Here is a 12,721-nt window from a genome sequence, read left to right as displayed (position 1 = left end):
GATCGCATGCACAGGCTCGCACTGTGCGTTTGGCTGGCCACGCTGACGAGCGCCGCGTTCGCGTTCGACAACGGGCAATACGATCACGTCCCGCCCGACATCCGCGCCTGGTTCAAGAGCGTGATCGCACCGAACGGCGTGCCCTGCTGTGACGTCTCCGACGGCCATCGCACGGAGTACGACGTGCGCAGCGGCGCCTATTGGGTGCCGATCGAGGGACAATGGATGGAGGTGCCCGAGCGCGCCATCATCCGCGACCGCGGCAATCCGGTCGGTCAGGCCGTTGTGTGGTACGTCCGTCACCGCGGCGCCATCATCATCAGTTGCTTCGTGCCGGCGGATGCGGTGTAGCGCGATAGCGCCTCGACGCGGCGCGTGCTAGCTCGGCCGATAGCTCCTGTGAACGACAGAACGCGAGCTCGCGCTCTATCCGCCTTGCGTGTGGGCGGCAAGCATCAAGCAGGTCCTGGAGGGCATCGACCTTCCACCCATCCCCAACAGCTGGCTCTATCACGGGCCGCGGCTGGCGCTGCAGCCAGTCCTGATCTGGTGGGCTCTGAACTGCGCTGGCGTGATCGACTGGACGCGGCGGCGTGACAAAGGGGGATAGCGATCGGGCCGAGAGATGATATTCTCGGGGCATTCCACCAGGGAGACCTTCGTGACTGATCTTTGCGCCGAAGACCTCGCCACCATCTATGCCCAGCCGAGCCCGCGCGTGATCGCGAAAGCGCGCCCCGCAATCGACACGCATGCGAAGAAATTCATCGAGATGTCGCCGTTCTGCGTGCTCGCGACATCGGGAGCGGACGGCAGCGTCGATGCCTCACCACGCGGCGGCGGCGTTGGCTTCGTCCACGTCGCCGGCCCCAACCAGCTGCTGATGCCTGATCGCTCCGGCAACAACCGGATCGACAGTTTTCGAAATGTCGTCGAGGGCTCGGGCTTCGTGCATCTGTTGTTCTTCGTCCCCGGCATCGACGAGACGCTGCGCGTCGGCGGCCGCGGCTCGCTGTCCGCCGATCCGGACCTGCTCGCCTCGATGGTGGAGTTTGGCAAGTCGCCGCGCGCGGTGCTGAACGTCGCCGTCAGCGAAGTCTATTTCCACTGCGGCAAGGCACTGATGCGCTCGAAGCTTTGGTCGTCCGAGAAGGTGCCGCGCTCGGTGATGCCGAGCATCGTCGAGGTGGTCCACGAGCAGACCGGCCTTGGTGAGCCGCAGAGTCAGGAGATCGTGGAAGAGCTCTACAAGACGCAGTTGTAGCTGGCGTCCAGGCTGTCGTCCCGGCCTGGTGCGCAATCGCGCATCAGGCCGATACGGAGTTGTGCCATCGCTAACGCGCCGAACTAATGCCCGTCCCCCTCGAGCCCGCCAACGTGCTTCTGGGTGTAGAGTTCGAGGCCGATGCGGCCGATCAGGTCGAGCTGGGTCTCGAGGAAGTCGATGTGGTGCTCCTCGTCGCTCATCAGCTTCTCGAACAGATCACGCGTCACGTAGTCCTTGACGCTGTGGCAGTAGGTCGCCGCTTCCTGATAGAGCGCCCGCGCGCTCATCTCGGCGGCGAGATCGCACTCGATGATCTCCTTGACGTTCTGGCCGATGCGCAAGGGATCGAGCACCTGCATGTTCGGGAAGCCGTCGAAGAACAGGATTCGCTCGGTGAGCTTATCAGCGTGCTCCATCTCCTCGATGGACTCCTTGCGCCAGACCTTGGACATGTCCCGCAGGCCCCAATTGTCGAGGAAGCGGTAGTGCAGCCAATACTGGTTGATCGCAGTCAGCTCGTGACGCAGTGCCTTGTTGAGATAGTCGATAACTTTTGCGTCGCCCTGCATGGTTCACTCCAGCTCTTGCAGTCCAAATCGGCCGTAAACCGAATTTAGAACGCTTCTAAATGAGTTTGAAGACTGGAGCAACCGACTACGGGGACGCAGCCGGGGAAAAGCTCAGCCAGGGTTGCGGAGGATTTCAGCAGGCCGCGAGGGCGAACTCGGCCGGCTGGGCCGTCTCGTCGTTCGCCGCCACAGTGTGGTTGTGCGGGCAGCCGGAGCAGCAGGACGTGGCACAGGTGCCAAGCGCTTCGTCGATAATGGTCTTGATCGTCCGAGCGCAGCGGCCGCATTCGGCGCTACAGCCGAGACACCCATAGACCTGCTTGGCATGGCGCACAGCGTCGTCGGACTCGGCGACGGCGGCGCGGATGTCGTCATCGCTCAGCACGTTACAGGAACAAACGATCATGGAAGCGGCAGGCCCTTTGGTGATGCGCCATCATCGATATTTAAGGGGCCGGCCGGATGCAAAAGGAAAAAGCGGAATTTGAAGCTATTCCAAACTAGCCCGGAAACAGCCTAGAACGGCTCTAAAATAGGGCCTTGCACTGGATCAAGATTGCGGCGGACCTAGTCGCCCCCACCGCCTCCACCATCGCCGCCGCCCCCGCAATCTCCGCCACTACTGCCGCTATCGCTGCTGGAACAGCTGCCGCCGTCGGTCGCGCAGCCGGAACTATCGCTGGAAAACCAACTCCCAAACGAGAAGCCGTCGCTCGTGCCGGTGGCGGTGTCGCCGCCGCCATTGACGCTGGCCCCGGCGCGGGAGCCGCGCTGGCCGCGGTTCTGGAGATGGGTAATCCAGCCGTAGCCGATCGCGAAGACGATCCCGGCAGCGATCAATGCATTTATCATCGCGTTACCCATCATCGCCCTCCCCTGGCTGGGCTGCGGTCCTTACCGATTGGTCGCCCCGGCAAAGGTGCCGTTCATTGATCATTCAAACGAAGTATGGAACTTTACCCTCAAAGAGTTCCCGCGTGTTTGCTCGAAAGGTCAGCCAATGAAGAAGTCGCTCCTGGCAATTGCTGCCGTCGCCGCTGTGGCCCTTAGCGCCATTACACCAGCCCAGGCGCAACGCGGCGTCGCCGCGGGTGTGGCAGCCGGAATCATCGGCGGCGCCATTGTCGGTGGGGCGCTGGCCTCTCCGTATTATTACGGTCCAGGCCCTGGCCCGGGCTACGCATATGGTCCCGGATATGGCGCCGGCTACTATCCGCCGCGCTACTATGCGCCGGGCCCGGGCTACGTCGCGGACGACTATTACGGCAACGGCTGCGTCTGGCAGAAGCAGCGCTTCTGGGACGGTTATGCCTGGCGCGTCCGCCGCGCCAGAGTCTGTGGCTGAAGTCGCCCCAACTGGCTCATTCCAGATGCGCCGTTCATTTAGGGGCCTGAAAAAGACCGCTTTTTCTCGTCACAGCTCCGTGTGCGTTTACCGCGGATTGACCATTTGCGCGCTTCCTAGCTGCAAGGCCAATTCCATCAGAGTCTGCGTGAACCTTTGAACCCCGGGCGCTCCTAACAAGGAGCATCCATCTCTCAGGAGAGCCAAGAGTATGAAGAAGACTTTAGTTGCCGCCCTCACGGTTGCGACGATCGCCGGTTCGCTGGTGACCGCCACGCCGTCCGCCCAGGCCCATGACGGGGTCGGCGTCGGCATCGCAGCCGGCCTGATCGGCGGCGCGATCGTCGGCGGCGCCATCGCATCGAGCCGTCCCGCCTATGGTGGACCGGTTTATGTGGCCGAGCCCGGCCCGCCGCCCCCGCCCTGCTACTGGCAGCGCCAGCGCTACTGGGATGGCTACGGCTGGACCGTCCGCCCGGTTCGCGTTTGCTACTGATCTGATCGCATGGCGCTCATGAGCGCCGCGATCGAAGCCCGGCCGAGCACCTCGGCCGGGCTTTTTCTTTTGCCAACCCTGCGTTATCAGCCCTGCGCACCTATCGCGCCGCCTGGATCGAGCGCAGCACCTCTTCGCTCGGCCAGCAATCGACCTTGAGGCCTGCCGACTTCTGGTAGGCGCCGAGCGCAGCGCGCGTCTGCATGCCGGCCTTGCCGTCGACCTTGTCCTTGTAGAGCCCGACGCGCGTGAGCCCCCGCTGCATCGCCTCGACGTCCTTGGTCCGCAATTGCTTCGAGGCAGACCATGGGGTCGCGAACGGTTGCGGGCTCGTCATGCGGTCGGCGAGATGTCCGACGAACAGCACGTAGAGGTCGGAAAAATTGTATTCCTTGATCACGAAGTAGTTCTTCGTGGTCAGGAAGGACGGGCCGTAGATGCCTTCAGGCTGCAGCAGGGAGGCCGGCTGTGCCTGCTCGGCGGCAGTGAGCTTTTGTCCACGCACCGGTACAAAGCCTTCGCGCAGCCATTGGCCGATCGGCTTCGTCACCTCGGGCACGCCGGCGGTGCAATCGACTTTGGCCGGTGCCTGCACCTCGTAGGCCCAGCGTACACCGCTCTGCCAGCCCTTGTTGACGAGCTGCTGCGCGGCGGAGGCCAGCGCATCCGGCACCGAGTGCCAGATGTCGATGCGGCCGTCGCGGTCGAAATCGACGCCATGCTTGTAATATTCGGACGGCAGGAATTGCGTGAGCCCAGTCGCACCGGCCCAGGACGAGCGCATGTCCTTGCGTGTCACTACGCCGTCACCGAGAATTTTCAGCGAGAGGATGAACTCGTTGCGATAGCTGTCCTTGCGGCGGCCGACATAGGCCTGCGTCGCCAGCACGCGGACGAGATCGTAAGGCAGCGTATAGCGGCCATAGTCGGTCTCGCGGCCCCAGATCGCCAGCATCACGGTAGCAGGCACGCCGGAGTTTTTCTCGATCTCGGTCAGCGCCTGACGATATTTTTGCAGCAACCGCTGCCCCTCGCCCGCAAGCCGCGCGATCGAGGCTTCCCTGACATAGTCAGCCGGCACCTGCACGAACTCGGCCTGCGACGGCGCCCCCGTTGCAGGACGCCCCGGCAGGATCAGATCCGGCAGCTTGTAGTCCGGCTCGAGCCCGCGCGTCTCTCGCTCGAACGTCGCGCGCGACACGCCGGCGGCCTCCGCCTCCGGCCACAGCGAGGCGATGAACTGCGCGAAGGCGGCGTCGGCAGCGCCGGCGGGCGACAGGCCGCAGGTGATAGCGATCACCGCAGCTATCAGCACCCGCCGCATCATGCTGAGATCACCGCGTCAGCTTCTTGTACTTCACGCGGTGCGGGATGATGCTGTCCTGGCCGAGCCGGCGCATCTTGTCCTTCTCGTAGTCCTGGAAGTTGCCCTCGAACCATTCGACATGACTGTCGCCTTCGAAGGCCAGGATGTGGGTCGCGATGCGATCGAGGAACCAGCGATCATGGCTGATGATGACGGCGCAGCCGGCGAAATCCTCCAGCGCCTCTTCGAGCGCACGCAGCGTGTCAACGTCGAGGTCGTTGGTCGGCTCGTCGAGCAGCAGAACGTTGGCGCCGGATTTCAGCATTTTCGCAAGGTGCACGCGGTTGCGTTCACCGCCCGAGAGCGCGCCGACTTTCTTCTGCTGGTCGGCGCCCTTGAAATTGAACGACGAACAATAGCCGCGTGAATTGACTTCTCTCTTGCCGAGCAGGATCAGCTCGTTGCCGCCGGAGATCTCCTCCCACACGTTCTTGCTGCCGTCGAGCGCGTCGCGCGACTGGTCGACGTAACCGAGATGAACGCTCTCGCCGATCGTGATGGTGCCCTTGTCCGGCTCCTCCTGCTTGGTGATCATCCTGAACAGCGTGGTCTTGCCGGCGCCGTTGGCGCCGATCACGCCGACGATACCGCCGGGCGGCAGCTTGAAAGTGAGATCGTCGATCAGCATGCGATCGCCGAAACCTTTGCTGAGCCCTTCGAAGTCGACCACGTTCTGACCGAGTCGCTCGGCCACCGGAATCGTGATTTGCGCGGTCTGTGTCTGCTTTTCGCTCGCCTGTTTCAGCAGTTCGTCATAGCGCTGATAGCGCGCCTTGGACTTGGCCTGGCGGGCTTTCGGCGAGGACGCGATCCATTCCTGCTCGCGGGCCAGCGTCTTCTGATGCGCAGCGTCCTCGCGGCCCTCCTGCTCGAGCCGCTTCTGCTTCTGCTGCAGCCAGGACGAGTAATTGCCCTCATAGGGAATGCCCTTGCCGCGATCGAGCTCGAGAATCCAGCTCGTGACGTTGTCGAGGAAGTAGCGGTCATGGGTGACGATCAGGATCGCGCCGGGATAGTTGCGCAGATGGCCTTCCAGCCACGACACCGACTCCGCGTCGAGATGGTTGGTCGGTTCGTCCAGCAGCAGAAGCTCGGGTTGGTCGAGCAGCAGCTTGCAGAGCGCGACGCGGCGGCGCTCACCGCCGGAGAGTTTCGACACGTCGGCATCGTCGGGCGGACAGCGCAGCGCGTCCATGGCCTGGTCGACCTTGCTGTCGAGATCCCAGAGGCCCTGGGCCTCGATCTCGTCCTGCAGCTTGGTCATCTCGTCGGCGGTCTCCTCGGAGTAGTTCATCGCCAGCTCGTTGTAGCGATCGAGGATGGCCTTCTGCTTGGCGACGCCCAGCATGACGTTCTCGCGCACGCTCAATGCCGGATCGAGATGCGGCTCCTGCTCGAGATAGCCGACGCGGGCGCCCTGGGCGACCCAGGCCTCGCCGTTGTACTCCTTGTCGAGGCCGGCCATGATTTTGAGCAGCGTCGACTTGCCCGAGCCGTTGACACCGAGCACGCCGATCTTGGCGTCCGGGTAGAAGCTCAGATGGATGTTATCGAGCACCTTCCGAGTCGGGTAGCTCTTGGTCAGGCCCTGCATGAAATAGATGAACTGGCGCGCCATCGGTCCCGAAAACCTTCGATTTGAGGAAATTTGCTTGCCGCCGATGTAGCGACCCCGCCCCCAAAGGGCAATGTTTTCCCTCCGTTCACCACGGATGAATACGGAACGGACACCATCCCACCGCCGATCCGGACAATTGAAACCATCTTTTAATAAATCAGGCCAAAGCTCGGTTTCGCGCGGAAACAGCGCCACCCGCTCAGAATGAACGGGAGCACAGCGAGACAGCGTCATGGCCATGATCGAGACCAACTCCCTTCCCGTTCCGGCGGAAGCCGGCAGCGCCTCCGCATTTGCCTCGGAGATCAAGGGCTTCTGGAAGCGCTTCTTTGCCACCGCTTTCAACCCCTACCGGCCCGAACTGCATTACATGCGCGGCCCCGGCCCGGCCTGGCGCGCCAAGCACGGCATGAATGCGCCGTTCCGGCTCAAGCCCCGCGACCTCTGAGCCTTTATCACCTGTCGGATTTTTGAAGACGCGAACGGCTTGCGCACGGTCCTGATTGCGCGCAACCATGGCCTGGTTCCACCTCTCGCCATGGAAGAACGCTGATGACGCGGCTGCGCTGTGCAATTCTCGACGACTATTTCAACCTCGCCCTCGACGTCGCCGATTGGCAAAGCCTGTCCGACCGCATCGACGTCACCGTGTTCAGCCATCCCTTCGCCTCCGAGCAGGCCGCGGCGAGCGCGCTGGCCGATTTCGAGATCGTCTGCGCGATGCGCGAGCGCACCGCGTTCCCCAAGAGCCTGTTCGAAAGCCTGCCGAAGCTGAAGCTCCTGCTGACGTCAGGCATGCGCAACGCCTCGATCGACATGGAGGCCGCCAAGGCGCGGGGCGTCACGATCGGCGGCACGCAATATTCGCGCGATCCGACCGCGCCCCTCACCATGGGCCTGATCCTGGAACTGACCCGCGGCATCGGCCGCGAGAACGCGCGCATGCATGCGGGCGAGCCCTGGCAGGCCTTTGCCGGCGTCGAGATCGAGGGATTGACGCTCGGCGTCGTCGGGCTCGGCAAGCTCGGCAGCAAGATGGCTGATATCGCGAAGGCGTTCGGCATGAACGTGATCGCCTGGAGCCCGAACCTGACCCCGGAGAAGTGCAAGGACGCCGGCGTCGGCTACGCCACCAAGGAGGAGCTGTTCGCCAAGGCCGACATCGTCAGCATCCATGTGGTGCTGAGCGAGCGCTCGCGCGGGCTGGTCGGGGCTTCCGATCTCGCGCGGATGAAACCGACGGCCTTCCTCGTCAACACCGCGCGCGGGCCGATCGTGGACGAGCAGGCACTGCTCGAGGCGTTGCAGCAGAAGAGGATTGCAGGCGCCGGCATCGACGTATTCTCGGTCGAGCCGCTGCCGACGGACCATCCCTTCCGCAAGCTCGACAACCTCGTGCTGACGCCGCACCTCGGCTACGCCACCGAGGACGGCTTGCGCATCCATTACGGCCAGATGGTCGAGGCGATCGACGCCTTCACCAAGGGCAGTGAGCTGCCGCGCAAGCTGGCGTGATGCCTCAGGCCGCCGAGCGCTGGCTGGTGGGCTGCCGTGCCGCATCGGCAAAGCCGTCGCGCCAGGAGGCATGCGCCGGCAGCCAACCGAGCTCGCGCTTGGCCTTGCCGTTGGAGGCTCCACGCACCTCCGTCATCATCGCAACCATATGCTCGCCCGCAAGCAGGCGCCCGAGCCAGGCGGGGATGTGACGCGGCGGCTTGGCACGGAGGAGTTCGGCCAGCGCGGGCAACCAATCCTTCACCGGCGCCGGATGATCGTCGACGATATTGTAGATGCTGCCGGTGCGTCCGCGTTCAAGCGCGGCGAGCGTGGCAGAGGCTGCATCTTCGGTGTGAATGAACGACCACGTGCCGCCGCCGTCACCGATCACCGGCACACGCCGGTGGCGCAGCTGGTCGATCATCGCCGGCGAGAGCGTGCCGGTGCCGGGTCCATAGAAGAATCCATAGCGCAGCACGATTCCCTCCGGCTTCGTCGAAGCGGTGATGATTCGCTCCAGATAGCGGATTGCCTCGAGCGTGCGTCGTAGCTCTCGCGGTGGATTCGAGTCGAGTTCATCGGTCTCGATCTTCACCGTTCCGCCGGCGCGACTGAAGGTCCAGCCGCAGAAGCTTTGCGCGATGAAGCGCTTGGCGCCGGCCTCGCGCGCGGCGTTGAGCAGAATGTCGGTTCCGCGGGTGCGGAGCTCGTTGGTTCGCTTGAAAGCCCGATCGAAATGCCGGAGGTCCGTGGCGGCCGCGAGATCTGTCATCTGGTGGATGACGGCGTTGGGCTTTGCCGCAATCACCGCAGCGCGCATGCTGTCGGCATCGAGGCCGTCGGCAACGACCGGCTCCGCACCCAATCGCCGTACAAGGTCTGTTTTTGCCGCACTCCGTGTCGTGCCGATCACCGAATGACCCGCGGCGACCAGCGCCGGAACAAGATACTGACCGACCGCGCCGGTCGCGCCCGCAACAAAGATGCGCATCCTGTGCTCCTCAATTCGTTGCAATCCTCCCGGACGTAGTCGAGCTGCGGAGCCGTTCAAGTATGCGCAAGTGCGACCTGCACGCATGCGTCAAATGATGACGGCGCGTGACCGAAGGTCACGCGCCGTCATCAGATCAATTCTTGCGAGGCCGATTCAGCGCACGGTGACGGGTGCGGGCAACGGCGGCACCACTGTCGGCTGGGTGCCTCCGACCGGACCGGTCTGCGCGGCCATTGGCGCGGGGCCTGCAGCGACGGGCACGGGCGCGGCGGATGCGGTCGCAGTTCCCGGCGACGGACCACCCGGCATCACGACCACGCGGGTGCCGACCTTGACGCGATCGAACAGGTCGGAGACGTCCTCGTTCAGCATGCCGATGCAGCCGGAGGACACGAACTTGCCGATGGTCGAGGGCTGGTTGGTGCCGTGAATGCGGTAGACGGTCGAGCCGAGATACATCGCGCGGGCGCCGAGCGGATTGCCGGGACCGCCGGCCATGAAACGCGGCAGATAGGGCTGGCGCTCGATCATCTCGGTCGGCGGATGCCAATCCGGCCACTCGGCCTTGCGGGTGATCTTCTGCACGCCGGTCCAGGTGAAGCCGTCCCGGCCAACGCGGACGCCGTAGCGGATCGCACGGCCGTTGCCCAGCACGTAATAGAGGTAGGTGTTCGGGGTATCGACGATGAGTGTTCCGGCCGGCTCCTTGGTCGCCAGCGAGACCTCCTGACGGCGCAGGTTCTGCGGCAGCTGCGCCGGAGCAGCGTCAGGCTGCTCCTCGGGCGGCAGCGAGGCGATCGCCATCGGCCGACCGTCGGCACCAACGGGTGGCTGCCCGGCTTGGACCGTTCCGGTCGCGGCGGGACCACCGACCGCCTCGGGCGGACGCAGGCCGTCACTGCCGGGCGCCTGAGTCGGACGATCGGCGTAGATCACCGCGGGCGGGCCGGCAGGGCGGCCGTAGCGCGGGTCGTCGGGCGACGTCACGGGACCCTGCGGCGGCGCGGCCGAGTAGACGGGGGCACCTGCGGGACGGCCATAACGCGGATCATCGGGCGACATCACCGGACCCTGCGGCGGCGCGGCGGAATACACCGGGGGAGCGCCGGGCGGACGGCCGTAACGCGGATCCGGACCGGGCGGCGGCAGCGCTGCCTGCGGCATCGCATCATCTTCATCGTCGAGCGCGTCGAAACTCGGCGCGCGGTCGCCGGGCCGATATTCGGCCGGCGGCGCGCCATAGCTCGGCGCCTGCTGGACCGGATAGCTCTGGGCCTGTGCGAGCGAGGTTCCCGCCGCAGCGACTGTTGCGGCAGCGCATATCGTCAGAAAATGTTTGATCATCATCGCTCTTGTATAGTCCCCGGGCCCCGTCCGGACCGTTAACGGCCAGATGACGGAAGATAGCGGCACATTCAAGACATTACAGGCGGATTTGTGCCTGATTTGCCGATTTGTGATCCGCAAGACTACCGTTGCCTCCTTGCATCACGGGGCGAAAATCAGCCCACGCCCGAGATCGCCGGAGTCGCCGGCTCCGTTTTTTACGGAACGGCGCGGAATCGTTGCGGTATGTTCGAATCAGCCTGATTCGCCTCCGCTTTGAGCTTCGATCCCCGCGTGGCGAACGCGGCAAGCAGTACCGTCACCGCGTTCAGATGGCTCATGGGCCCTGGCCACTTCACCGCCGGGGCGGAAATTCGCAATCCCTCGATGCTTCCCGGCTTTCGCTTCCTGTTTGCCGCGATCCTGCTGTCAGCCTCCATCCTGGTATTCGGCCTGGGCGCCGCCGCGCTGCTGCGGGCGAGCCACGAGCAGTATGTCAGCAACCCCTCCTGGCGGAACGGCCCGCAGGAGCAGGTGTTTGCACAAGCTCCCGAGCCGGCCCAGCCGGTGCTCGCGGTCCTCCGCGCCGAGCCGGAAGCGGCCACCGATCCGACGCCGTCGCTGCGCGATCAAGTCCCGACCATCGCACTGCCGATGAGCGAGCCCGAACAAGTGGTCGCGCTGACGACTGAGACCGACGGTCAGCCGCAGGTCGTTGCCCCTCCGGCTGACGTCCCGGCCGAACCGGCCAATGCGAAGACCAAGGCCGAGACGACGACGGACGCCGCGGTGCAGGCCTCAAGCAACACGCTTACTCCGGCCGACGCCAGCGCATCCATCGCCGAGGCCAAGCCCGTTTCGATCGCTCTCGCGAGCAAACCAACACCTGCCGCCCCCAGCGGAGCCTCGGCTTCGTCCAGGTTCGACATGGCGAGCGCGAAGTTCGCCGCATTGAACGACCCGGCGACCACGGCCTGGGAGGGTCCGCCGGCGAAGGCCAAGGCCGGCTCTAAGGCCGACAGCAGGTCGCCGGAGAGCAAGGCGACCAAGCCGCGGGCGCATCGCGTCAAGAAGCGCCGCCGCATTGTCTGGCGCGCGCCGCCGCCGGTTCAGCAACTCGATCCGTTCGGACAACCGCAACCCACGCTCGCCGCAACGACGACCGCGCGCGCACGTCAGTAGGGTTACGCCGGCCCGGTTGCGATCGGCGGTCCCTTTTCCTGGCCCCATTCCGACCATGAGCCATCGTAGAGCGCGGTGTCGGTGATGCCGAGGCGATAGAGCGCCAATGTCAGCACGCCGGCGGAGACCCCGGAGCCGCAGCTCGTCACGATCGGCGCATCGAGCCTGACGCCGGCGTTGGTAAAGGCAGCGCGGAGATCATCAAGCGGCTTCATCGTGCCGGTCGCGGCGTCGAACAGGAGATTGTAGGGCACGTTGCGCGCGCCCGGGATATGGCCGGAGCGGATGCCTGCGCGCGGCTCCGGCGCCCGGCCCTCGAACCGGTCGGCGGCGCGCGCGTCGATCACCTGCTCGGCACGGCTTTCGACGTTGGCGATCAATTGCTGCATGCTGCGCACGCGTTTTGAATCGTAGCTGGCCGTGAACGTCGCAGGCTTCGGCTTCGCCTCGCCACTCTCGACCGGACGCCCCTCGGCGCGCCACTTCTTCAGGCCGCCATTGAGGATGCGCACATTGCCGTGCCCGAAAGCCAGGAACATCCACCACGCGCGGGGAGCAGCGACCCAGCCGCCGGCATCATAGATCACGACGGTGTCGGCATTGGAGATGCCGAGATGACCGACGTCGCGGCCGAACTGCTCGGCACTCGGATACATGTGCGGCAGCGGGTTGGAATGGTCCGAGATCGCATCGACGTCGAAGAACACCGCGCCCGGCAGATGCGCGGCGAGATAATCGTCCTTCGGCAATGGCAGCACACCCGGCAGCTTGAAGCTGGCGTCGAGCACCTTGACGTTGGCGTCATTGATGTGGGCGGCGAGCCATTCGGTAGAGATGAGGGGATCGGTGGGCATGCGAGATCTTTCTATTATTCCGCGCGAGCGCAACGTGAGCGAGGTTGAAGCAGTGCGCATCCAACTCCGCTGTCATCGCCCGGCCAGTGCGCAATTGCGCACTAGGACCGGGCGATCCAGTATTCCAGAGGCGATTGTAATTGAGCCGAGAGGCCGCGGCGTACTGGATTCCGCGCTTTCGCGGGGAATGACGCCGGAGATTGGAGC

Annotated in this window: 15 protein-coding genes and 1 pseudogene; 8 read left to right on the top strand and 8 right to left on the bottom strand. The window is 64.7% G+C overall.

The window, feature by feature from the left end; translation table 11 throughout:
- The first annotated feature begins 6 nt into the window (after positions 1-6).
- The 3 genes and pseudogenes from IVA93_RS08675 to IVA93_RS08665 all read left to right on the top strand — a co-directional run bounded on the left by IVA93_RS08675 (position 7) and on the right by IVA93_RS08665 (position 1,264).
- Positions 7-351, top strand: a complete 345-nt coding sequence (locus IVA93_RS08675; protein ID WP_018454137.1) for a hypothetical protein — start codon at positions 7-9, stop codon at positions 349-351.
- A 67-nt stretch (positions 352-418) separates the two neighbouring features.
- Positions 419-610 (top strand): annotated as a pseudogene (locus tag IVA93_RS08670) (hypothetical protein); the annotation flags it as partial.
- A 51-nt stretch (positions 611-661) separates the two neighbouring features.
- Positions 662-1,264 carry an MSMEG_1061 family FMN-dependent PPOX-type flavoprotein gene (locus IVA93_RS08665; protein WP_026232674.1) on the top strand — a complete coding sequence of 201 codons (603 nt, stop codon included), beginning with the start codon at positions 662-664 and terminating at the stop codon, positions 1,262-1,264.
- Between the two features lie 83 nt (positions 1,265-1,347).
- On the opposite strand, the gene bfr is transcribed toward IVA93_RS08665, so the two are convergent.
- From bfr to IVA93_RS08650, 3 genes are all read right to left on the bottom strand, one after another.
- Entirely contained in the window at positions 1,348-1,836 is a 489-nt protein-coding gene (gene bfr / locus IVA93_RS08660) for a bacterioferritin (protein ID WP_018454135.1), read from the bottom strand.
- Positions 1,837-1,969: 133 nt separating this feature from the next.
- The gene (locus IVA93_RS08655; protein ID WP_026232673.1) at positions 1,970-2,242 is read right to left on the bottom strand and encodes a (2Fe-2S)-binding protein; all 273 of its coding nucleotides are present in this window, start codon (positions 2,240-2,242) and stop codon (positions 1,970-1,972) included.
- A 161-nt stretch (positions 2,243-2,403) separates the two neighbouring features.
- Entirely contained in the window at positions 2,404-2,703 is a 300-nt protein-coding gene (locus tag IVA93_RS08650; protein WP_018454133.1) for a hypothetical protein, read from the bottom strand.
- Positions 2,704-2,836: 133 nt separating this feature from the next.
- On the opposite strand from IVA93_RS08650, the gene IVA93_RS08645 reads away from it, so the two are divergent.
- Both IVA93_RS08645 and IVA93_RS08640 read left to right on the top strand, forming a co-directional pair.
- On the top strand, positions 2,837-3,181 hold the full coding sequence (locus tag IVA93_RS08645; RefSeq protein ID WP_018454132.1) for a hypothetical protein: 345 nt from the start codon (positions 2,837-2,839) through the stop codon (positions 3,179-3,181).
- A gap of 211 nt (positions 3,182-3,392) precedes the next feature.
- A complete protein-coding gene (locus IVA93_RS08640; protein ID WP_007613695.1) occupies positions 3,393-3,677 on the top strand; it encodes a hypothetical protein in 285 nt (94 codons plus the stop codon).
- Positions 3,678-3,777: 100 nt separating this feature from the next.
- On the opposite strand, the gene IVA93_RS08635 is transcribed toward IVA93_RS08640, so the two are convergent.
- Together IVA93_RS08635 and ettA are read right to left on the bottom strand one after the other, a co-directional pair.
- A complete protein-coding gene (locus IVA93_RS08635) occupies positions 3,778-5,004 on the bottom strand; it encodes a lytic murein transglycosylase (protein ID WP_018454131.1) in 1,227 nt (408 codons plus the stop codon).
- 7 nt (positions 5,005-5,011) lie between these two features.
- Complete coding sequence (gene ettA / locus IVA93_RS08630) at positions 5,012-6,661, bottom strand: energy-dependent translational throttle protein EttA (RefSeq protein WP_018454130.1); 1,650 nt, start codon at positions 6,659-6,661, stop codon at positions 5,012-5,014.
- Between the two features lie 232 nt (positions 6,662-6,893).
- Here ettA and IVA93_RS08625 point away from each other — a divergent pair, with 232 nt between their 5' ends.
- Both IVA93_RS08625 and IVA93_RS08620 read left to right on the top strand, forming a co-directional pair.
- Complete coding sequence (locus IVA93_RS08625; protein ID WP_018454129.1) at positions 6,894-7,109, top strand: hypothetical protein; 216 nt, start codon at positions 6,894-6,896, stop codon at positions 7,107-7,109.
- 104 nt (positions 7,110-7,213) lie between these two features.
- Positions 7,214-8,176 carry a D-2-hydroxyacid dehydrogenase family protein gene (locus IVA93_RS08620; RefSeq protein ID WP_247337742.1) on the top strand — a complete coding sequence of 321 codons (963 nt, stop codon included), beginning with the start codon at positions 7,214-7,216 and terminating at the stop codon, positions 8,174-8,176.
- Positions 8,177-8,180: 4 nt separating this feature from the next.
- Here the strand turns inward: IVA93_RS08620 and IVA93_RS08615 are convergent, their stop codons facing one another.
- Both IVA93_RS08615 and IVA93_RS08610 read right to left on the bottom strand, forming a co-directional pair.
- Positions 8,181-9,149, bottom strand: coding sequence for an NAD-dependent epimerase/dehydratase family protein (locus IVA93_RS08615; protein ID WP_018454127.1), 969 nt, complete (start codon positions 9,147-9,149; stop codon positions 8,181-8,183).
- Positions 9,150-9,305: 156 nt separating this feature from the next.
- Positions 9,306-10,496, bottom strand: a complete 1,191-nt coding sequence (locus IVA93_RS08610) for a L,D-transpeptidase family protein (protein WP_018454126.1) — start codon at positions 10,494-10,496, stop codon at positions 9,306-9,308.
- 321 nt (positions 10,497-10,817) lie between these two features.
- On the opposite strand from IVA93_RS08610, the gene IVA93_RS08605 reads away from it, so the two are divergent.
- Positions 10,818-11,660 carry a hypothetical protein gene (locus IVA93_RS08605; RefSeq protein ID WP_018454124.1) on the top strand — a complete coding sequence of 281 codons (843 nt, stop codon included), beginning with the start codon at positions 10,818-10,820 and terminating at the stop codon, positions 11,658-11,660.
- Positions 11,661-11,662: 2 nt separating this feature from the next.
- Here the strand turns inward: IVA93_RS08605 and sseA are convergent, their stop codons facing one another.
- On the bottom strand, positions 11,663-12,514 hold the full coding sequence (gene sseA / locus IVA93_RS08600) for a 3-mercaptopyruvate sulfurtransferase (RefSeq protein ID WP_018454123.1): 852 nt from the start codon (positions 12,512-12,514) through the stop codon (positions 11,663-11,665).
- Positions 12,515-12,721 lie beyond the last annotated feature (207 nt).

It is taken from the genome of Bradyrhizobium sp. 155 (assembly GCF_023101105.1).
In the GTDB taxonomy this organism is placed as follows: Bacteria; Pseudomonadota; Alphaproteobacteria; order Rhizobiales; family Xanthobacteraceae; genus Bradyrhizobium; species Bradyrhizobium canariense_D.
This window is presented reverse-complemented; position numbering and strand designations above follow the sequence as displayed.

Excerpts from the sequence above, each read along its gene's own strand:
- IVA93_RS08675 (WP_018454137.1), top strand. The coding sequence starts at position 7 with ATGCACAGGCTCGCACTGTGCGTTTGGCTGGCCACGCTGACGAGCGCC.
- IVA93_RS08635 (WP_018454131.1), bottom strand. The coding sequence starts at position 5,004 with ATGATGCGGCGGGTGCTGATAGCTGCGGTGATCGCTATCACCTGCGGC.
- IVA93_RS08640 (WP_007613695.1), top strand. The coding sequence starts at position 3,393 with ATGAAGAAGACTTTAGTTGCCGCCCTCACGGTTGCGACGATCGCCGGT.
- sseA (WP_018454123.1), bottom strand. The coding sequence starts at position 12,514 with ATGCCCACCGATCCCCTCATCTCTACCGAATGGCTCGCCGCCCACATC.
- IVA93_RS08655 (WP_026232673.1), bottom strand. The coding sequence starts at position 2,242 with ATGATCGTTTGTTCCTGTAACGTGCTGAGCGATGACGACATCCGCGCC.
- IVA93_RS08620 (WP_247337742.1), top strand. The coding sequence starts at position 7,214 with ATGACGCGGCTGCGCTGTGCAATTCTCGACGACTATTTCAACCTCGCC.
- IVA93_RS08605 (WP_018454124.1), top strand. The coding sequence starts at position 10,818 with ATGGGCCCTGGCCACTTCACCGCCGGGGCGGAAATTCGCAATCCCTCG.
- IVA93_RS08615 (WP_018454127.1), bottom strand. The coding sequence starts at position 9,149 with ATGCGCATCTTTGTTGCGGGCGCGACCGGCGCGGTCGGTCAGTATCTT.
- IVA93_RS08610 (WP_018454126.1), bottom strand. The coding sequence starts at position 10,496 with ATGATCAAACATTTTCTGACGATATGCGCTGCCGCAACAGTCGCTGCG.
- IVA93_RS08650 (WP_018454133.1), bottom strand. The coding sequence starts at position 2,703 with ATGATGGGTAACGCGATGATAAATGCATTGATCGCTGCCGGGATCGTC.
- IVA93_RS08625 (WP_018454129.1), top strand. The coding sequence starts at position 6,894 with ATGGCCATGATCGAGACCAACTCCCTTCCCGTTCCGGCGGAAGCCGGC.
- bfr (WP_018454135.1), bottom strand. The coding sequence starts at position 1,836 with ATGCAGGGCGACGCAAAAGTTATCGACTATCTCAACAAGGCACTGCGT.
- IVA93_RS08645 (WP_018454132.1), top strand. The coding sequence starts at position 2,837 with ATGAAGAAGTCGCTCCTGGCAATTGCTGCCGTCGCCGCTGTGGCCCTT.
- ettA (WP_018454130.1), bottom strand. The coding sequence starts at position 6,661 with ATGGCGCGCCAGTTCATCTATTTCATGCAGGGCCTGACCAAGAGCTAC.